Here is a 20,107-nt window from a genome sequence, read left to right as displayed (position 1 = left end):
TCCAGACAAGCAGGGTCAGCAGACCAGGGTCAAGGTTGCCCCCTCCCCCGCGTCGGTGGAACTTGCCGGGACGGTGTTCATTACATCGCCCGGTTGGCTGACCATTTGAACTTCTGGATATCAGGCGGATGTCCTCGATCAGCGCGCGATTGGCCGCCGCACGCTGGCTCTCGGGCCTGACGCGCCAAGCGTAGTAGCCGCTGGCCGACAGGCCCAGGACCCGACACATCATTCGAACCGGCCAGACGCCGCGGTGCTCATCGACCACCCCGAACTTCATCGGGAGGCCGCTCCGAAGATGAGCGCGGCTTTTTTAGGATGTCTCGCTCCATCCGCAGATGGTCGTTCTCGCGGCGCGGCCGGGCGTTGTCGGCGACCAGGTCAGACGGCAACGGGGCCGGCGCTTGCGTGCGGGGGCGCCTCGCCGGCCCCGTCGCCTGCGTCCCGTACTGCATCATCCATCGTCGCAAGACCGTCTCGTGCAGGCCCAACTCCCGGGCCACCGCGCCGGCCGACAGGCCACTGCTGGCGACACGGTCAAACCGCCTCTCGTTTGAAGGCCTCCGGAAAGACCCGACGCTTCACGCTCATCAGACACTCCTCTCCAGCTTCGAAAAGCTAGCATGGGTGTCCACTGAAACGAGGGAGGATCAGGTCGGACTTGTGTCGCCCATTTGGTCCGGACGACCGTCCCGCAATGTGGGTAAGCTTGGATCTGGCCGACACCCCGCACCGAGCCGGCTCAATCAGCACGTCCGTCGGGCGGCCTATGCTTTGAGACCCCAGGCGCTTAAGGAGCCGGCAAGCTTGCAAGTGACGGACGATCATGACTTTCCCGCCAACCCGTGATGAAGCCCTACGCCGCCTCACCGCTTTCGTCCCGCAAGCCGGTCTTTCCTACGCGGCCGGCCGCAATACTGATCCTGGTCCTGGCCAGCCGACTGCGGTGTCGAGGCTCTCACCCTATCTGCGCCATCGCCTGATCACCGAGAAGGAGATCATCGCCGCCGTGCTCGCGCAGCATGACGCCAGAGCGGCCGAGAAATACGTTCAGGAGGTGCTGTGGCGGACCTACTGGAAGGGGTGGCTTGAGACACGCCCCGCGGTCTGGGCGCGCTTCTGCGCTGAAAGAGATCACCAGGCCCAAGCGTTTGCCGGCTCCCCTACCCTTCATGAAGCGCAGACCGGCCAGACGGGGATTGAGGGCTTTGATGACTGGGTGAGTGAGTTGGTGGAGACCGGCTACCTCCACAACCACACACGTATGTGGTTTGCCTCCATCTGGATTTTCACCCTGAAGCTGCCCTGGTCGCTGGGCGCAAACTTCTTTTTACGTCATCTGATTGATGCCGATGCGGCGAGCAATACGCTGTCCTGGCGCTGGGTTGCGGGGCTTCAGACGCCCGGCAAGATCTATCTCGCGTCTACCGACAACATCGCCCGCAATACCAACCAGCGCTTTGCACCGAAGGGTCTGGCCACAGAAGCCACCGCGCTCACGGAGCTTCCGCTTCCGGGTCCTCTCGACTTGGTTGAACATCGTGTCGCCTCCATCTCTGAGCCGGCCATGCTTCTGGTCACGTCGGAGGACATGCATCCAGAGTCAGCCTTTGGAGCGGCTAGCCCCTTCGTAGCGGCAGTTGTTGCAACGGACAGGCAGCAGCTCTGGGGCGAAGCGGCTCGTCGCTTCCTCGAAGGCGCAGCCATGGATACGACAACGCGGATCGGCGCATTCTTCGGCTGCCCCACGACCCGGCTTGATAGCCTGGAGCCCGAGCGCCTGCTGTCGGCGGCCAGAGCAGCCGGTGTCCGGCAAATTGTCACGCCCTATGCTCCGGTCGGCCCGGTCGCTGACGCATTGGCTGATATCTCGTCCAGATTGGCGGTTGAAGGCGTAACGCTGGTGCAGGTCAGGCGTCGTTGGGATGACAGCCTTTGGCCTCAAGCGACCAAGGGATTCTTTCCGTTTAAGGCGCAAGCGATGGCCAGCCTCGCGGCCGGAGACCTCACCTAGGCCGCGATCGCTCCGCTAGTTTGGGAGCGGATTGACGGCCATCGCTGTGTTCAACACCCTGCCCGCTCCATCGGCGCGATCGGAACCCGGCAGCACTGCTCGCTCTATCGATACTGCGGGTCGAACTGAGCGGAATGGTCGGCTTTGTCGAGTCCAAATGACTTAGGCCTTCAAGTCCCGGCGTCTCGCGCCAACCCTTCAAACCCGCCAAATGGCGGCCCTGCAGCTCTCGAAAAATGAAGGCTGAAATGAGCCCGCGCATCGCGCGTGGCGGGACGCGCCGTCGAGCGGCCGGCGGTGCCCCAAAGGCGCCCGCCAGGGGCGGACCCGCAGGAGCCGCGATAGCGGCGGGACCGAGCACGCCCGCCGGCTGCTCTCCGAATCCGGAGCGTTGTGGGGTGTCCCCGCTCGAAGGGGTCGGACGAGACCAGGGCTCGACCGCAGGGGAAAACCTTCCCCTCAACATCGCCTCGTGAAACACCCACCCCACCCCGGCGTTGTCTCCGCAAGGAGACCCCCATACTCGAGAAACTGCCCCGCGGCCTTGGCCACGCGCTGCGCGGCGTCCGCGCCGGCTACGAGAAGATCATCGCCGAAGACGACGCCTTCGCCCAAACCCCAGATACCATCACCCTGGAGAGCCCGGCATTCAGCGACGGCGGCGAACAAATCTCACCGCCGCTGATGTGGCGCGGCGCGCCCGAGGACGCCGCCAGCCTGGTGCTGATCGTCGAAGAACCCGACGCTCCCAGCGCCAAGCCCTGGTTCACCTGCTGGCCTGGGACCTTCCGCCGGAGCTCACCTCGCTTGACGAGGGCCTGTTCAAAAATCCTCACCATGAGGGGCTGGCTGAGAACCTTGGTCGCAACTCCTTCCTGCAGACCGCCTAACTGCCACCCGATCCGCCGACTGGCCACGGCCCGCACCTCTATGCGTTCCAGATCTTCGCCCCGGACCGGAGGCTGGACTTCGACCATCCGCCCGGCCGCAAGGCCGTGGTCGAGGCGGTGACCGGCCACGTCCTGGCCAAGGGCGTCCTGGTCGGCGCCTACGAGCGGGTCTGAACCCTGCGGAGTGCCACGATGAGCGTCTGCCCAAGCTCAGCTTGGAATGCAGCAGCCGCGCCTATCTCTGTCGCTTGCTGAGATCGACAAGGAGGAGGCCATGGCCACCGGCTGGGCGCACGAAGGCGCCGTTCTGGACCAGATCGAGGACACCATCACCGATGGCGTCCTGACCGCGCGCGCCCGCCTGCCGGTCGGCGAAGGCACCCAGTACTGCGTGGAATGCGGTGACGACATCCCGGAGGCCCGCCGCAAGGCCCTGCCGGGAGCCCGCACCTGCGTCAGCTGCCAGTCCGGCCGCGACAGCCGCATCGTCCTGGTAGGGATCAATCGCCGGGCCAGCAAGGACAGCCAGCTCCGCTGAACGCGACCGCAGGGGCGTTAGCGCTCCTAGCTCTTCAGGTTCCCCCGGAACCTTTCTGGGCGATGCATCGTTATCGCTGCTCCCCATAAGGATCAGGAAGATGAGTGACGACGCTGCGGCCGTTTCCACGAAACTGGCCGCTTTGCGCGCTGAACTCGAGGCCAGCATCTGGCCAACCGCCGTCGCGGCCGCAAACTCGGGCGATCACGAGCGCATCAGAGACCTGGTGAAGCTGAAGGTCGATATCGAGGCGATAGACTTCGCGCTCAGCCATCGACCCGATGGTAGACTAGGTATTGCTCGCCGCCTGTCAGCAAGCGAGATCGCCGTGGCCGCAGTGGCGCCGGTCGGCCGCGGGCTATAGGAGCCCGTGACGCGATCCGTGACCCTGCCCGACGACACCCATGTGCCCGCCCTCGGGCAAGGCACCTGGCGCATGGGCGAGGACGCCCGCCAGCGCAAACAGGAGATCGCGGCGCTCCGCGCGGGCGTCGATCTCGGCATGACCCTGATCGACACCGCCGAGATGTACGGCGACGGGGCAACTGAGACTTTGCTGGGCGAAGCTCTGCCCGGCCTGCGCGACCAGGTCTTCCTGGTCAGCAAGGTCTACCCCCAGAACGCTGGCCGGGGCCGGATCGAGCGCGCCTGCGAAGCCAGCCTGCAGCGCCTGAAGACCGACCATCTCGATCTCTATCTGCTCCACTGGCGCGGAGAGGTTCCGCTCGCCGAGACCGTCGAGGGCATTGAGGCCCTGATCCAAGCCGGCAAGATCCGGCGCTGGGGCGTCAGCAATCTCGACCACGGCGACATGGACCAGCTGTTCCGCGCCGGCGGCGAGGCCTGCGCGACCAACCAGATCCTCTACAATGTTGCCGAGCGCGGCGCAGAGTTTGACCTGCTGCCGCAACTTAGGCAGCGCCGCATCCCGACCATGGCCTACAGCCCCGTCGGCCAGGGCCAGCTCCCCGACTCTCCCGCCCTCGCGGCCGTCGCCAAGCGTCATGGCGTGACGCCGTTTCAGGTCGCCTTGGCCTGGGTGCTCCGCGACCCCCTGGTCATCGCCATCCCGAAGGCCGGCGATGTCGCGCACATCACCAACAACCGCCGCGCCCTCGACCTGGTGCTCACACCCGAGGACCTGACGGCCATCGACGTGGATTTCCCCCCGCCCACCCGCAAGACCCGCCTGGCGATGCTCTGACGGATGACCGCTACGCCCTATGCGGCTCCAGCGCTGCGAGCCAAGCCGCATAGGGCGTGTTGCGCACCATGTGCCGGTTGACCATCCTTCAGCTCAAACAGGAATTCCTCGCCGTTATGCTGGGGGTCCCCCGCAGCACGGTGACCAGCATCGCTATCGCCGCGCAGAAGTGCAGCTCTGCACTGACCTGGATCAGATGCCGGTCGAAGACGCCCACAGGAAGTGGTCGCAGACGGAAAGCCCCCCTACCGCGAGGTCGGGCGGACCACCCTGCCCGCTCAGGAGGCCTATTCCGACGCGCGCAAGGCGGTCGAAGAAAAGCTTTCCTATAATCCCGCCCATACTCTTGCGGCCCACCAGCCACCTGGCGCGGTGAACCGCGCCCGCCTGCTAGTCTACGGCGTGATGGCCGCTAAGCGTCGCGAGCTAAGTGGCGTCACCGACCGCGAGCCAGCCAACCTGCAGGACGTGATGGTCTGACCCCCGTCTGGCCGAGGCAAATTACGCTGACACTGCCGCAGATAGTGTTGAACCGTCGCTCGCACTCAACGTTCTATCCGCATGTCCTTGCAATCTGAACGCATAGGCGCCGGGCGCCCCCTGCTCATGGTCCACGGGCTTGGTGGAAGCATGCGGTCATGGGACACGATCGCGGCGCCGTTAAGCCTCTCGCGGGAGCTGATCCTGATCGACATGCCCGGGCATGGCGGGTCGTCGCCAGTTCCGGGACGGCAGACCATCGCCGCCTTCGCCGACGCCCTTACAGAATTCATCGAGAGTGAGGGGCTTGGCGCAGTGGATCTGGTCGGCAGTTCCGTGGGCGGTCGGTTGGTCTTGGAGCTGTCCCGGCGTGGCGTCGGTGGCGATTGCGTTGCCCTAGATCCGGGTGGCTTTTGGCAAGGCTGGGAGACAAGATTCTTTCAGACCACAATCGGCGCATCCATCCGGTTCGTGCGAGGTCTCCAGCCGGTGATGCCGTTCCTGTCGCGCCATGCGGCCACGCGGACGCTGCTGCTGGCGCAGCTGTCTGCCAGACCCTGGGCGCTCGCGCCCGAGGTCGTCCTGACTGAAATGCGGACCTTCGCCGCGACGCGGGTGTTCGACGACATGGTGCACGAGCTGGCTAGCGGTCCCTTGCAGGCTGGAACGGCTTCCACGCCCGGACGCGTGACCATCGGTTGGGGCCGCCAGGATCGCCTTCTCCTGCCCCGCCAGGCCCGTCGCGCTCAGGCCGCTTTCCCGAAGGCTCAGCTGCACTGGTTCGACAGGTGTGGCCATTTTCCCCATTGGGACCAGCCTGAAGAGACTGTTCGGACCATCCTTCAGGCGACCGGCTAGTTGGCGGCGACTACGCCCTTCCGTTCAGCCGCTCAGAGCGTCATCCAGTAGGCTGCCATTGCCCGTCAGCCCCGGCCTTTCTTTGGCAACCACCCTCTCTCCGCAGAGTTCTGAAAGAAGGAGACGCTGCAATGCAACCACCAAAGGCCGGCGACAATGTCAGCTGGAAGAGCCACGGCGGCGAGGCGAAGGGCAAGGTTGTGAGAAAGCTGACGACGCCGATCCAAATCAAAGGTCACAAGGTTGCCGCCTCGAAGGACAATCCGGAGTTTCTCGTCGAGACAGAAGACGGCAAACACGCGGCGCTTAAGGCTGGAGCGTTGAAGCGAGACTGACATGGCCACGACTTTCAAGCCTAACGAGAAAATGGCCGCGAACGCCAAGCGCGGCCTCAAGCTTCGGGAAAAATTTAATCGCGGGGGCTCTGATGTCGGTGTGCGTCGGGCAAACCAACTGGCTGGGCAGGGCGTACTCGACGAATTCGACGTCAAGTCGATGCACAGCTATTTCGCCCGCCATGCCGTGGATAAGGATGGCACAACCCACGAATGGAACTCCTATACGGATCCCTCCGCTGGCTACGTAGCCTGGCTGCTGTGGGTCGGCGACGCCGGCAAAGCGTGGGCCGATCGGCATTCCAGCAAGCACGGCACCTAACTGCCGTGCGACACGGAAATCTCGCGAGGGGATTGGTGGCCGGAGTCGCGGCGGGGCTTGTCGCCTCGTTCGCCATGGACGTTTTCCAGAAGGCCTGGACAGCGCTGGCTGCGGACAAGGAAACCAACAAGAATGACAAGCCGAAGCCGGCGACACTCAAGGCCGCCGACAAGGTCTCGCAGGCGGTGGCCGGGAAGGTGGTTCCCGACCAGGCCCAGACGGCCGCCTCCGCTGGCGTCCACTACGTGACGGGGGCTGCACTTGGGGCGGTCTATGGGGTGGCTGCTGAGTTCGCACCCGCGACAACATTTGGGTTTGGCGGCCTCTATGGCTCGGCGACCTGGCTCGTACTCGACGAGGGCTTGTCGCCGGCACTGGGCCTTGCGCCGCGGCCCGGCGACGTCGCTGCCGCCGACCACGCCTATGCCCTCGTGTCGCATCTGGTCTTCGGCGCGGCTTTGGAATTCACGCGGGGAGCTGCGAGCCGCCTTCTCAGCTGGGAGCCTATCGCCGGGTAGCGACCATCAACGGCCTGTACAAGGCCGAAGTCATCCATCGGCGTGGACCATGGCGAACCTTCGAGGCGGTCGAGTTCGCCACCCTCGAATGGGTCGACTGGTTCAACAACAGGCGGCTCTTGGAGCCCATCGGCAACATCCCGCCGGCGGAAGCCGAGGCCGCCTACTATGCCGCGCTCACCCAACAGGCTATGGCGGCGTGACTTAAATCAAATGGCCTCCGGCAAACCCGGAGCAGTTCAGTTTTACTCCGCCCGCAGCCGCATATCGCCGCCGCTCTAGTGGCCTACTTTTGCTCCGCCGCGTACAATGCAAGATTGGGCGAATAGATAGGCGACGGGCCGTTTTAACTTTGAGGAACGGGCCGGAACAGAAGGCTGTTGCCGAGGCTTAATGAGATGCCCCTCAGGGCGTCGGAGATTCCTATGGCTGAGATCCTCACGAAGAGCGGCGACTTGCAGGGCCGGCACCTGACCGGCTTGGATGGGGTCAAGCTCGGCACGGTCCGCGAGCTTTTCGTGGACCTTGCGTCAGGTCGGATCGAGTTCCTCATCGTCGAGGGCGGTGGGCTGCTGGGCGGGTCCGGCAAGTTTCACCCCCTCCCTTGGTCGGCTGTTCGCTACGACAGCGTCGCCGGCGCCTTCCAGGCGGAGCGGACGAAGGACGAATTCAAGGCGTCGCCGAGTTATGATCGCGATCAGCTCGCCGACGCCGGCTACGCTTGGCATGAGCAATCGACCCGCTTCTTTGCTCCGGCATCCTCAATGCCTTAACCGGCTGGGCAGCCTTCAGCACGCTCAGACCCGCTCGTATGCGCCGACCAGGCCTCGGCCAAGACGTGTCCGATCATCGCCTCGACCACGGCCTTGCGGCCGGGCGGGTGGTCGAAGTCCAGCTTCCGGTAGAAGGCGAAAATCTGGAGGGCATAGAGGTGCGGGCCGTGGCCGGTGGGCGGGTCGGGCGGCAGATAGGCAGTCTGCAGGAAGAAATTGGAGGGCAGCGCGACATTTGTTAGCTGAGCAACGCTAAGGTCGAACGGATCGCGAACGGCCTCGTGGCGGGTGGCTCAGGCGTTCTGCGGACGTTCGCCGCCGCCGCCTCGCAATTAGACCGTCGAGCGGCCGAGCCCGAGTTGACTGGCGGCCTTAGTGGGCGAGAGGCCGGCTTCGACGAGTTCGCGGCTTGCACCTTGTCGGCGTCTAGGGGCTGACGACCCGGAACCTTACCTCGGGCCCGGGCTACGGCGATCCCTTCCTTGGTGCGCTCGGCGATCAGCCGGCGCTCGAAATGTGCGATGGCGCCGAACACATGGAAGACCTGCTCGCCGGCGGCTTCGCCCCCGAGTGCAGTCCTTTTGAGATCTTGGTGATGAGCAGACAAAAACCGCTTAACAGCGGTCAATTATCGCCTCGGAAAGTCAAGCTTAGCCCTTGTTTTTATTGCGATCTTCCAGCGAGGTCGGAACCGCCAGCGGCGTTCAGGGTTAAAAAGTCTTCGCATCACTGGAGACCAGGACAATGAAAGCCGTAATCTACAATGGCCCGCGCGATGTCAGCGTCGGCAACGTCGACGACGCCCGGATCGAAAAGCCCACCGACGTCGTAGTCCGCATCACCACCACAAATATCTGCGGTTCAGACCTGCACATGTACGAGGGTCGCACCAGCTTCAAGAAGGGTAGTGTGTTCGGGCATGAAAATCTTGGCGTAGTCGTCGAGGTCGGCGCCGGCGTTGATCGGGTGAAGAAGGGCGATCGGGTCTGCTTGCCTTTCAACGTCGCCTGCGGCTTCTGCGAAAACTGCGAGAAGGGACTGACGGGCTATTGCCTGACCTGCAATCCGGGGACGGCGGGCGCAGCCTATGGCTTTGCCGGCATGGGACCCTACCTTGGCGGCCAGGCGGAATTGCTGCGTGTGCCCTACGCGGACTTCAACTGCTTGGTGTTGCCAGATGACGCCGAGGCCAAGGAGGACGACTACGTTATGTTGTCTGACATTTTCCCCACCGGCTGGCACGCGACGGAACTGTCGGGGCTGATGCCCGGTGAATCCGTGGCGATCTACGGCGCGGGGCCGGTGGGTCTGATGGCCGCTCATTCGGCGATGATCAAGGGCGCTTCGCGGGTGTTCGTGGTGGACTCTCACGACGACCGACTGAAGCTCGCTAAGTCGTTGGGAGGCATCCCGATCGACATGCGAAAATCCGATCCTGTCGAGCAAATCCTGGCGCAGACCGATGGATTGGGAACCGACCGCGGCTGTGAGTGCGTCGGCTACCAATGCTGCGATCGGCACGGCCACGAAACCAACAACTACACGATGAACTGCTTGGTCGGCAGCACCAAGGCAGCCGGTGGAATAGGCGTGGTGGGGGTGTTTGTGCCGGAGGACCCCAATTCGAAAGATGAGTTAGCGAAGCAGGGCAGGATGGCCTTCGACTTCGGCTCGTTCTGGTTCAAGGGTCAGCAGATTCGCACAGGCCAGTGCAACGTGAAAGCCTACAACCGACGGCTCATGAACCTGATCCACGCAGGCCGGGCTGAACCTTCCAAGATCATCTCCCATCGACTATCGCTCGAAGAAGCGCCAAACGCTTTCAAACACTTCAACGCTCGCGACGACGGCTGGACCAAGGTCGTGCTAAAGCCGGCCGCCTGAGCGGCTATCGTTGCTTTGGTAGTGGGGGGGGGGCCTATCTATCCGCTTGGCTGCTGCGAAGCGTTCCAAGAGCGAGCCTCGGACGGCGCGGCGGCTTCAACTCCTGCCAAGTCCCGATCGGCGCTTGGTAGGGGCAGCGCGGTCTTTGTTTGGGACCAAACATCTAGGATGTGCGCTTCATTGAACGCGGTGTCGAAGGCTGAGCCGCGATGGCCTGAGGTGCCAAAACTCACCCGCTGCGCGGGCTAAGTTAGATCTGGACGGCCAGAATAGTAGGCGTGCACAAGTCGTGCCCACATCCAACAGCGCCGTAGGATCAAGGGGTTCCCCCGCACGTGGATCGACATCGCCCAACATCAGCCTCTATCCTCTTGGCTGCCGCGTCCCGCGCCTGCCGCCTCTGGTGCGGATCGAATGAGCCTGCCCGTAACCACTCAAGGACCCGGCCCGCCATAGGATTGATCGAGGTTAGCGGTCTCGCATTTCAGCCCTGAGTCGATCACCCGAGCCGGACCACGAGGCGATGAACGGCGCCGTCGTCATTCAGGGGGACCGACACCGGCCTCTCAGCGATCGCCACGCCATCGAGTTCGGCGAACACGACCCCCCGCTGCACACCCTGCGGGTTTTCGACCACGACATCGTACCGCGATGCGCCATGTCGTAGTGCAAGCTCGAAGCCAGGCCAGGAGCCTGGAATACAGGGGTCGAGACGTAACAAGCCGCCTTCAATCCGAAGCCCAAGGATGCTCTCGACGCCAGCGCGCTGCATCCAGCCGGCCGAGCCCGTGTACCAGGTCCAGCCGCCCCGCCCCACGTGTCCTGGTGCGGCGTAGACATCGGCCGCGACCACATAGGGCTCGACCTTATAGCGATGCATGTCGGTGCGTGTGCGAGCGTGATTGATCGGGTTGAGCAACCAGAACAGAGCGGCGGCCTTGTCGCCCTCTCCCAGTCCCGCAAAAGCCATCACCGACCATAGGGCGGCGTGGGTGTATTGCCCGCCGTTCTCGCGCAAGCCCGGCGGATAACCCTTGATATAGCCTGGGTCGGGCGTCGAGTGATCGAACGGCGGCGTGAACAGCAAAGCCAATCTATCGTTTGGCAGAATCAATTCGCGATCAACGGCTTCCATGGCCTGCATCGCGCGGTCCGGCCGTGCAGCGCCAGACAGCACCGCCCAAGACTGAGCGATGGAGTCGATGCGGCACTCCTCGTTGGTCGCCGAGCCGAGCGGGGAGCCATCGTCGAACCAGCCTCGCCGATACCAGTGGCCATCCCAGGCCTCCCGCTCTAGGGCGTCGCTAAGCGCCTTGGTGTGCGCCCGCCACTTCGCCACTCTCGCCTTATCACCGCGGATCTCAGCGACGTCTGCGAAGTCGCCCAGCGCGGCATGCAGGAGCCAACCGAGCCAGACGCTTTCACCCTTACCACCCTCGCCAACGCGGTTCATGCCGTCGTTCCAATCGCCGCCGCCGATCAGCGGCAGTCCATGGCGGCCGACCGCCAGACTGGCGTCCAGCGCGCGGGCGCAATGTTCGTAGAGGCTGCCGAGTTCATCACTTACGGTCGGTAGGAAGAAGCTGTCGCTCTCGCCCGGCTCAAGCATCGGACCGGTCAGGAAGGGTCGCACCTCATCCAGTATGGCGGCGTCACCAGTCACCTTGATGTAGTGCGCCGCTGCATAGGCGAGCCAGGCCCGATCGTCCGAGATCCGGGTCCGCACGCCTTGGCCGGAATGAGGCAACCACCAGTGCTGGACATCGCCCTCCGCGAACTGCCGGCTCGCGGCTCTCAGTAGGTGCTCACGGGTCATCGATGGCCGCACCGTGGCCAGGGCCATGCAATCCTGTAACTGGTCGCGGAAGCCGTAGGCGCCGCTGGCCTGGTAGAACCCCGACCGGGCCCAGACCCGGCAGGCGAGGGTCTGATAGGTCAGCCAGCCATTGAGCATGATGTCCATCGACCGGTCGGGTGTCTTCACCTGAACCGTGCCGACGATATCGTCCCAGAAGACCCGGACGTCGGATAGCACCTCGTCCAGATCGGTCTCGCGGTAGCGGGCGATCAGCGACCGAGCCTCGGTTTCGTCCAGAGCGTCGCCGAGGAAGAAATCGATCTCGACGACTCCGTTTGGCGCAATCTCGACCGTGGTCTGGAGAGCGGCACAGGGGTCGAGGCCGGAGCCGACCCGCCCCGAAAGCAAAGTGCCGTTGGCCAGGACCGCAGGCCAAGCCAGCGTTCCATTTCGGCCGATAAACTCTCGTCGGTCACCCGTCCAGGCCGTCTGGCGTCCCGCGAGATCGGCGAAGGCGACCCGTTCGCCAAACGCCGGGTTCCACGGATTGTTCGCAAGCATCGCCCCGCTCTCGGCATCGACCCGCGTGGTCACGAATGCCGCCGCTGCCGCCCGTGAAGGTCCGAGCACCCACTCGACGTACGCCGTCACCGAGAGGCGCCTTGCGCGGCCGGAGAGGTTGCGCAGTTTCAGCCTGGAGATTTTCAGCGGGTCGGCGAGCGGCACGTACTCCAGCAGCTCGGCGGCGATCCCGTGAGAGGTATGCTCAAACCGGCTATAGCCCCATCCATGCCGCGCAACATAGGTCGCCGCCTCATCCCTGATCGGCAGCGCTGTGGGGCTCCACAGATCTCCGGTATCCTCGTCTCTCAGATAGAAGGCCTGACCAGGTCGGTCGGTCACCGGGTCATTCGACCAGGGCGTTAGCTGATGTTCGCGGCTGTTCACCGACCAAGCGTAGCCGCCACCCTCCGTCGACACCTGGAAGCCGAAGTTTGGATTGGCGATTACGTTGATCCAGGGGGCGGGCGTTGACTGGCCGGGCCCCAGGATCGTCACATATTCTCGGCCGTTTTCGGCGAAGCCACCAAGTCCGTTGAAAAATTCCACTCCCGGCGCCGGACGCGACACTTGAAGCTGGGAGGTGGTGAGAGGACGCCGTGGAGGGACTCGTCGCGCAAAGCCGGCGTCCGAGGCTCGCTCGAGTTGATCGACCAGCCGCCCGCGGTCGCCTACCAATACGACCCGCGCGACGGACCCAAGGAGGGCTCGGGCCTCAGGTGGAATCAGGTCCGACCGAAGCATGAAGGTGTGCCCGGGTGGCCGCTTGTCGCCGATCTGTGGCCGGGACTGGCTCGCCCTCACCAAGGTCTCGAGCGCGATCTGCAGTTCTTGTACGTAGGATGAAGCGCGCTCGTTGAGGATCACTAGATCGACCGCGAGTTGCTTCATCCGCCAATACTCGACGGCTTGAAGCGCCTCCTTCACGAGACCCAGGTGATGGACGTCATCGATCCGGACTAAAATAATCGGAAGGTCGCCGGAAATCCCCAGAGACCACAGGCCCGGCTGACCGCCACTCCCGCTGCCGATGGTCTGAGATGGCGGACGCAGCATCGGCGCGGCGTATAGCATGTGACCGGCAAGGCGCTGGTACTGGCCCGCTTCGTTTCGATTGATGCCAAGGTGGTGTAACTGCACTTGGGCCTGGGTCCAGGCCAGAACCGCCGTGCGCTGGAACGCGCCGACGTCATGGTGCTTGTCGATCAGATCCAGCGCCGCTTCGCGGGACGAGGCGACCATCGTCCAGAAATCAATGCGAGCCGTCGCCCCAGGCGCAATCCGTACACGCCGGCGCAGGGCGAAGATTGGATCGAGCACCGTGCCGGTGGCGCCTGAAAGCGGCCGGCCGCTCATGACCGCGCCGGGCGCACGAATGCTGCCGCCACGACCGAGGAATCGCGCTCGGTCTGTCTCAAACTCACGCTTGCCCACGGCCTCGCCATCGACAACCGCCAAGTGCGCTGCCCAGACCTGAGGCTCCGTCGGCGACCGCTGCCGCCGCTTAGCGAGAATAGCGCCCAGTCCGGCGAGGTGCTCGGTCTCGACGAACAACTTGGAGAAGGCCGGGTGCGCCACGTCAGAGGCTTGGGGCGCCAGGACCAGTTCGGCGTAGGATGTGACCTCGACTTCGCGGGCGCTATCGCTGAGGTTTGAGATCGTTACCCGGCGTACCTCCGCGTCGTCTTCCGCAGATACGAGCACCTGGAGATTGGTCGCGAATGCCCCGTCTCGGCGGGCAAACTCGGCCCGATCTTCGTTGAACGTGACCTCGTATGCCTCCGGCTCGGTCCCGATCGACTGGTATGCCGCCGTCCAGACGTCCCCGTTGGCGACGTCTTTCAGAAAGACGTACGAGCCCCAGTCATCGCTGGTGGCGTCCTCTCGCCAGCGGGTCACCATTAGATCCCCCCAGGCGCTGTAGCCAGATCCAGCGGCCGTCAGCATGACCGCGTAGCGGCCGTTTGACAGCAACTGCGTGGCCGGGGTGGTGCTATGCGGGCTGGTGTTGCGCCAAACGGCAGGCCCTTCAATCTCGCGGACCTTCGCTTCAGAGGTGGTCTCGGAAACCAACGGCGGGGTCGCGGTAACCTCGCGGGGCGCCCGCTCCTGCAGAAGGAGCTCCGTCGCCCGCACCATGCGCTCTGCGTGGAAGCGGCTGCGCATCAAGCCATCCAGCAGGGTATCGGCGATTGCAGTGATCGTCATACCCTGGTGGTGCGCCATGAACGCCCTCACTAGGGCGACAGTCCCGCCGTCCGGGATCCGGGTCGGGGTAAAGTCCAGCGCTTCGACGAATCCATAGCGACCGCGCGCGCCGAGAGCTTCGAGGCGCTCGAAGTTACGCGCTGCCGCCTGAGGATCGATCATGCAAGCAAGGGCGGTGGCGTAAGGCGCAACGACGGCGTTGTCGGCGAGCCCGCGTTTTAGGCCGAGGCCAGGCACGCCGAAGTTGGAATACTGATAGGTCAAGTCGAGGTCGCGCGCATTGTACGCAGATTCCGATACGCCCCACGGCGTCCCCCGTGTCGCCGCGTAGTCAATCTGACGCCGGACGACGAGCCGATTGGTCTGTTCGACAAGGCTGTCCGCCGGCGCCCTCATGACGATGGACGGCATCAGATACTCGAACATCGATCCGGACCACGAGATCAGCGCCGCGCCATTGGCCACCGGCGTCACAGCGCGGCCCAGGCGAAACCAGTGACGGGCGGGCGCGTCGCCCTTGGCGATTGCTATGAAGCTTGCCAACCGAGCCTCAGAAGCAAGCAGGTCGTAACAGCTGGGGTCTAGCGCACCCTCGGACGGCAGATACCCAATCGATAGCAAAAGGCGGTCCGGGTCGATCAGAAAGCCAAATTCCATCGCCATCGCCATCGACCGCGCGGCATCTTCAAGCGCCTGAAGCCTTGCTACAAGCGGAGCGGCCAAAGGCGCCCCGCGATCACGCCCATGACTTTCAATGCAGGCGCCTACGGCGTCCGCCCAGAACTGCAGATCCGCGCCAGCGTCGTCGTGTTCTTCAAGGACAATTTCACGAACCGCGTCCCCCAGGATCGCAGCCTGCTCCAAGAATTTCTCAACACGCCCTTTAACCACGTCGCCGAGCTTGGTCGCTTCAAGCAAACCGTCCGCGAGACGTTCGATCTCTTCGCCTAGCCTCCGCCACGACACGGTTTGCGATTTACGCAGATCGCGCAATCGACGTGCCTCGTCCCGGACCAAATCTAGAGCGTCGGCGACACCTTGGAACCGCCGCTGTTCTGGTAACGTGTCGCCTCGCCATTGACTGCAGGCGTTGGCCAAAGCGATCAGATGTCCGGCCAGATTGCCGCTATCGACCGAGGATACGTACTGCGGATCGAGGGGACGCAAGTCACGTGTATCATACCAATTATATAGGTGACCGCGATACTTAGCCATGCGAGTCATGGTGGCCAGGGTCGCTTCCAGCCGATCTACGGCCTCTGCGGTTCCGATCCAGGCGAAGTCCCGCGCGCTAGCGACCGACAACAGGTAAAGGCCGATATTGGTTGGTGAGGTCCTATGGGCCACCACCGACTCCGGCGATTCCTGGAAGTTGTCTGGCGGCAAGGCATTGTCGGCAGACGTGACGAAGTCCTCGAAGAAGCGCCATGTGCGTCTGGCGATCAGTCGCAAAGACCGGGCGTCCGCCTCGGCCAACGGACGCCGGCCCAACACCCGGGGCGAGAGGCTCGCCCAAAATGCCACCGCCGGAGAGGCGAACCAGGCGAGCGCAAACGCCAAGGCCAGGGGCCAGGTGTTGTGGCCCCAAATCCACGCCACGCTGATTGCTGCGGCGCCGGTCAGCACCGCGCCGCCCATCCGCTTGTATGAGCCGAGCACCCCCAAGCTGGAACCCGACGCTGCCTGGGCCGCCGGAACCCATTCGAGCAGGTGGCGGCGGGTCAGCGCGAGGCGGGTCAGGGTGCGGGCGATGGCGTCTCCCATCAGCCAGGCTTGGTCCGCTAGAAAGACGATCATCAGGCCGAGCTGGATAAGCGCGAGACGAACCTCCGTGCCCAGGGCGCGGAGATTACTGCGAAACGCCACGCCGGGCCGACGCGGGACGAGCCCGGCTATCACCGGGATTAGGGGCGGCAGGGCCATCGTCGACAGGATGAAGATCGTCCAGACCGCAGCGGCGTGGATGGGAAGGGCCCACCCAGCGACAAGCGCGATGACGATCGAGGGCGCAGAGAGCGAACGTCGAACATTGTCGAGCATCTTCCAGCGCCCGATGGCGGGAACGCCGCGTTGCGGCCGATCGGAGGACCCCTTCGGCCCGCGCCCAACGATCCATGGCAGAAGCTGCCAGTCGCCCCGGACCCAGCGATGGTGACGCTGGGAGGCGACCTCATAGCGAGCGGGAAACTCCTCCACGACTTCTACGTCCGAGGCAAGGCCAGCGCGGGCGAAAATCCCCTCGAACAAGTCGTGGCTGAGAAGGCTGGATTCGGGGACACGGCCCGCAAGCGCCGCCTCAAAGGCGTCCACATCGTAAATGCCCTTACCCGTGTAAGACCCTTCGCCGAACAGGTCCTGGTACACGTCGGAAACGGCGGCGGCGTAGGGATCGATGCCGGAAGCGCCGGAGAAGACACGAAGGAACAGCGAGCCCTCGCGCCCGACCGGAAGCGCGGGCGTCACCCTCGGCTGCAGCACGGCGTAGCCTTCGACGACCCGCCCCAGCTCAGCGTCGAAGCGCGGTCGATTGAGAGGATGGGCCATCTTGCCGATGAGTCGCCCGACGGTCTCGCGCGGGAGGCGTGTGTCCGAGTCGAGCGTGATGACGAAGCGGACGCTTGCTGGCACGACGGGCGGCGAGAGGAATGTCGTGTCCGAAGCGCCGCGAAGGAGCCTATTGAGTTCACAAAGTTTTCCGCGCTTACGCTCCCAACCGATCCAGCGCCTTTCGCCCTTGTTCCAGACCCGCCGCCGGTGCAGCAACAGGAAGCGCTCTCCGCCCGCAGCCGGCCCGTACCGCCGGTTCAGGCGGTCGATGCCTTCCTTAGCCGCCGCCAGCAGTTCTTCGTCGCCCTCTACGTGCTCGCTCGTCGCGTCGGTCCAGTCCGACAGCAGCGCAAAGTGGAGGTCCCCCGGGGGGCTCGCCAGATAGTGAACCTCCAGGCGCGCGACCAATTCCCCGACCTCCGGGAGCGAGGTTAGAAGAGTGGGCACGGCCACCAGTGTGCGGAGGTCCGCGCTGATCCCGCCACGTAACGCCATCGCCGGCAGCAGGGTGGCCCGAAATCCTTGGGTTACCACGTGGTTCACGATAGCGACGCCGACGTCCACCGCCGGGATCAGTCCTAAAACCGCAAGGACAAGTAGCCAAGTCGCGCCGAGGCCGCTTGCAGCCGCGATTGCAAGGGGAATGGCCAAGAGGCCGGCCGCGACCGCAGCGCCCGCGGCGACATAGCCTCCAATCCCCAACGCGCGATAAAATCGTCCAGGCCAAGCCTGGGCAGGCGGTCGAAAGCCGATCTCCGCTTCGAACCTGGCCCGGCCACCAGCGATCAGATAGTAGCCTGGGTCGGCCATCCGGGCGTCGCTCGTATCTTGGTCAATCTTGAGCGCTCGTGACGAAGCCGCCACGGCCCGATGCGCGACTTCAAGTTCGGTGAGATCGGAGCTGCGTGCGAGGTGCTCGACGGCGCTGCGGTAGAGATTTCGTGTCGGGAAATCCATGTCTCCAAAGGGGCTTCCGGCCTCAAACACCTCATCGACCAGGCTGACGCGCTCGAACTGCTCCGTCCAATCCACGTCAGAGATGAGACGCATGCTGGTGATGATGTTGCGCACTGTGACACTGCCGGACACTTGCCTCTGGTGCTCGTCGCGGACCACGGCGTCAGCGGTCGTTCCCGCTCGTCCCAGTTGCTCTTCGAGCCAGTCTAACGCCGGTGAGATGCTAGGATCCTGATCGCGCAGCCGCTGGACCAGTTGCACCAGAAAGGCGTCGGGGAAGGTCATTTTGGGATGCGACTGAAGCACAGCCGCAGCCGGTTCGGGCTCGCGGCCCCTGGCGCCCAGTAGTCGGTCGGCCAGCTCGTCCGCGCCCCGGCGACCGGCGCGGCTGTCCATGACCCGTTTGGCGATCCGTCTGAGGTTTTCGACAAGAACGATCCGGAGCGTGATGGAGACGGCCCACAGCTCGCCGATGGTCAGCGGCTGAACTTCCTGGTAAGCGCGGAGGTAGCGACGGAGGATCTCGGGATCGAAGAGACTGTCGGTATGGGCCACGAACGCCCAGGCCACCCCGAGCACCCGCGGATACCCCGCCAAGGGACCTCCCGCCAGTTTGGGTAGCTGCCGATAGTAGCCCGGCGGCAGATCGCCCCGGACTTCACGGATCTGCTTTTCGACAACATGGAAGTTGTCGATCAGCCATTCGGCTGCAGGCGTGATGGCGGCGCCCGCGTCGATTGCGTCGGAGACGTCACGGTAGGCTGACAGGAGCACAGCCTCGTTGTCGGCGAGCCGCTTCGCGAGCGAAGCGCCCTTCACCTCGCGAGGCGTCACGGCCTGCGCGGACGCTAGGCTTCTCGCGTGCTCCTCAAGCCGATCGACGCTGAAAAGCTCGGCGCGGATGGGGGCTCCGTCGTCCCAGGGTGGTCTCTGGCGAGCGCTCGTGAGCAAGCCTTGGAGCGGAGCGATCAAATCCGCCCCGCGGCGCAGCCGGCGCTCGCGCGAGGGAGCATTTGTCTCGTAACGCATGATGTTTCGGCCCTTTGCCGGGCTGGGAGTCATTCATGCACCACAGTCCTACCCAGCAACTGCGGCGTAGCGCTCCGGGCAAGCGGCTTAACTCAATCCGCGCCTAGTTTAGCGGCTCATGGTGGTCTGAGGACTCGACGATTACCTCAGTACGCTCGCCGTGACAGCCGATCGCATCGGCGATGCAGTTCGCCTCGCGAACGGCCAAGTCCCTGGACCAGAAGGGTGTTGACATGCCCTCACCCAGCCGAATGGCCCATCCGTGCTTCTCTTTGACGACGTTGAACGTGATCACGGCGCTGCACCTCGATTGCCTATCGTCAATGAACGCGCTGCATAAGAAAAGGCTGCTGCGGATGACCTCGGCCCAAGTGGGCATCGTGCCAGACTATCCGCTTTGATTCAGATCAATGGAATAGCGCCTGTGTGACTCGGAAGCTGCGGGGAGGACCCGCCTAGGTCCGCGGCTATCGGCGGTCGTGTCGCTCCGGGTTACCTACGCGAAGCGGCGTGCCATCGCCTTCCACGACGATCAAAATAGCGAGCTGAACAGACCGTGCCTCCTGCAATGCGGCGTCCACGGCCTCGCCCCGGACACACCCGACCTTAGCGACCCGGCAGCCCATCTCCTTCAACACAGCTTCCAGCTCGTTTTCGAAACCGAGTTCGTAACCGCCGTTCGACGCGTTGACGAGCGCGCCAATTCGTAGTGTTCGGACGCTGAGAGGCGTCAGGACCCTAGCGTGGAGCACCCCTTCTTCGTCCAAGTGTAGCTGAAGAGGGGAACCCATCCCCAATTGTGTCGGAAGGTAGCCAACTGAGGTGGCGCCGGAAATTCGGACAGTTGGCTAAGGTGGTTCGACCTCGATGAAGGACGGACTTTATGACTGGGAAGCGGCAGCGGTACTGGGCTGATTTCAAGGCCAAGGTCGCGTTGGAGGCGTTGAAGGGGGAGCTGACCCTGTCTCAGCTGGCGACGAAACACGGCGTCGATCAGACGATGATTACGGCGTGGCGCAAGCAGGCCATCGAGGGGCTTTCCGGGGTGTTCTCCGGCAAGGCCGAGGCGACCGAGGGCGCCCGGGAGGGCGAGATCGACAAGCTGCACGCCAAGATCGGCCAGCTGGTGTGGAGCGGGATTTTTTAGCCAAGGCCTTCGGTCGTTGAGCCTGGACCGGAGGCGACAGATGA

Annotated in this window: 15 protein-coding genes and 3 pseudogenes; 14 read left to right on the top strand and 4 right to left on the bottom strand. The window is 64.2% G+C overall.

Annotation, left to right across the window (positions count from 1 at the left end):
* Positions 1-100: 100 nt before the first annotated feature.
* Positions 101-591, bottom strand: a pseudogene (locus tag ACP69S_RS20775) (transposase); the annotation flags it as partial.
* A 235-nt stretch (positions 592-826) separates the two neighbouring features.
* On the opposite strand from ACP69S_RS20775, the gene ACP69S_RS20770 reads away from it, so the two are divergent.
* The 12 genes and pseudogenes from ACP69S_RS20770 to ACP69S_RS20715 all read left to right on the top strand — a co-directional run bounded on the left by ACP69S_RS20770 (position 827) and on the right by ACP69S_RS20715 (position 7,932).
* Complete coding sequence (locus ACP69S_RS20770; protein ID WP_426000477.1) at positions 827-2,014, top strand: FAD-binding domain-containing protein; 1,188 nt, start codon at positions 827-829, stop codon at positions 2,012-2,014.
* Between the two features lie 890 nt (positions 2,015-2,904).
* On the top strand, positions 2,905-3,078 hold the full coding sequence (locus tag ACP69S_RS20765) for a hypothetical protein (protein ID WP_426000483.1): 174 nt from the start codon (positions 2,905-2,907) through the stop codon (positions 3,076-3,078).
* A 100-nt stretch (positions 3,079-3,178) separates the two neighbouring features.
* Positions 3,179-3,442: a DksA/TraR family C4-type zinc finger protein gene (locus tag ACP69S_RS20760; RefSeq protein WP_426000475.1), complete on the top strand. Its 264-nt coding sequence runs from the start codon at positions 3,179-3,181 to the stop codon at positions 3,440-3,442.
* A 100-nt stretch (positions 3,443-3,542) separates the two neighbouring features.
* Positions 3,543-3,806 carry a hypothetical protein gene (locus tag ACP69S_RS20755; RefSeq protein WP_426000473.1) on the top strand — a complete coding sequence of 88 codons (264 nt, stop codon included), beginning with the start codon at positions 3,543-3,545 and terminating at the stop codon, positions 3,804-3,806.
* A gap of 18 nt (positions 3,807-3,824) precedes the next feature.
* Positions 3,825-4,646: an aldo/keto reductase gene (locus ACP69S_RS20750; protein ID WP_426000471.1), complete on the top strand. Its 822-nt coding sequence runs from the start codon at positions 3,825-3,827 to the stop codon at positions 4,644-4,646.
* Between the two features lie 222 nt (positions 4,647-4,868).
* A complete protein-coding gene (locus tag ACP69S_RS20745) occupies positions 4,869-5,126 on the top strand; it encodes a hypothetical protein (RefSeq protein ID WP_426000469.1) in 258 nt (85 codons plus the stop codon).
* A gap of 81 nt (positions 5,127-5,207) precedes the next feature.
* The gene (locus ACP69S_RS20740) at positions 5,208-5,984 is read left to right on the top strand and encodes an alpha/beta fold hydrolase (protein WP_426000467.1); all 777 of its coding nucleotides are present in this window, start codon (positions 5,208-5,210) and stop codon (positions 5,982-5,984) included.
* Positions 5,985-6,115: 131 nt separating this feature from the next.
* Positions 6,116-6,319, top strand: a complete 204-nt coding sequence (locus ACP69S_RS20735) for a DUF2945 domain-containing protein (RefSeq protein ID WP_426000466.1) — start codon at positions 6,116-6,118, stop codon at positions 6,317-6,319.
* A 1-nt stretch (position 6,320) separates the two neighbouring features.
* Complete coding sequence (locus ACP69S_RS20730; protein ID WP_426000465.1) at positions 6,321-6,641, top strand: hypothetical protein; 321 nt, start codon at positions 6,321-6,323, stop codon at positions 6,639-6,641.
* A 35-nt stretch (positions 6,642-6,676) separates the two neighbouring features.
* Positions 6,677-7,159: a DUF1440 domain-containing protein gene (locus ACP69S_RS20725; protein WP_426000464.1), complete on the top strand. Its 483-nt coding sequence runs from the start codon at positions 6,677-6,679 to the stop codon at positions 7,157-7,159.
* Between the two features lie 2 nt (positions 7,160-7,161).
* Positions 7,162-7,362: pseudogene (locus ACP69S_RS20720) on the top strand (IS3 family transposase); the annotation flags it as partial.
* A 222-nt stretch (positions 7,363-7,584) separates the two neighbouring features.
* The gene (locus ACP69S_RS20715; RefSeq protein WP_426000463.1) at positions 7,585-7,932 is read left to right on the top strand and encodes a PRC-barrel domain-containing protein; all 348 of its coding nucleotides are present in this window, start codon (positions 7,585-7,587) and stop codon (positions 7,930-7,932) included.
* On the opposite strand, the gene ACP69S_RS20710 is transcribed toward ACP69S_RS20715, so the two are convergent.
* Both ACP69S_RS20710 and ACP69S_RS20705 read right to left on the bottom strand, forming a co-directional pair.
* Positions 7,929-8,141: a hypothetical protein gene (locus ACP69S_RS20710; protein ID WP_426000481.1), complete on the bottom strand. Its 213-nt coding sequence runs from the start codon at positions 8,139-8,141 to the stop codon at positions 7,929-7,931. The genes ACP69S_RS20715 and ACP69S_RS20710 overlap by 4 nt on opposite strands.
* 29 nt (positions 8,142-8,170) lie before the next feature.
* Positions 8,171-8,539, bottom strand: a complete 369-nt coding sequence (locus ACP69S_RS20705) for a recombinase family protein (RefSeq protein WP_426000479.1) — start codon at positions 8,537-8,539, stop codon at positions 8,171-8,173.
* A gap of 137 nt (positions 8,540-8,676) precedes the next feature.
* On the opposite strand from ACP69S_RS20705, the gene ACP69S_RS20700 reads away from it, so the two are divergent.
* Positions 8,677-9,816 carry a glutathione-independent formaldehyde dehydrogenase gene (locus tag ACP69S_RS20700; protein WP_426000461.1) on the top strand — a complete coding sequence of 380 codons (1,140 nt, stop codon included), beginning with the start codon at positions 8,677-8,679 and terminating at the stop codon, positions 9,814-9,816.
* Between the two features lie 499 nt (positions 9,817-10,315).
* Here ACP69S_RS20700 and ACP69S_RS20695 read toward each other — a convergent pair whose 3' ends face one another.
* Positions 10,316-18,916 (bottom strand): GH36-type glycosyl hydrolase domain-containing protein, encoded by an 8,601-nt coding sequence (locus ACP69S_RS20695; RefSeq protein ID WP_426000459.1) that lies wholly within the window; start codon positions 18,914-18,916, stop codon positions 10,316-10,318.
* Positions 18,917-19,799: 883 nt separating this feature from the next.
* Between ACP69S_RS20695 and ACP69S_RS20690 the strand changes: the two are divergent.
* A pseudogene (locus tag ACP69S_RS20690) lies at positions 19,800-20,107 on the top strand (transposase); the annotation flags it as partial.

It is taken from the genome of Caulobacter sp. DWR1-3-2b1, assembly GCF_049895765.1.
Taxonomy (GTDB): domain Bacteria; phylum Pseudomonadota; class Alphaproteobacteria; order Caulobacterales; family Caulobacteraceae; genus Caulobacter.
This window is presented reverse-complemented; position numbering and strand designations above follow the sequence as displayed.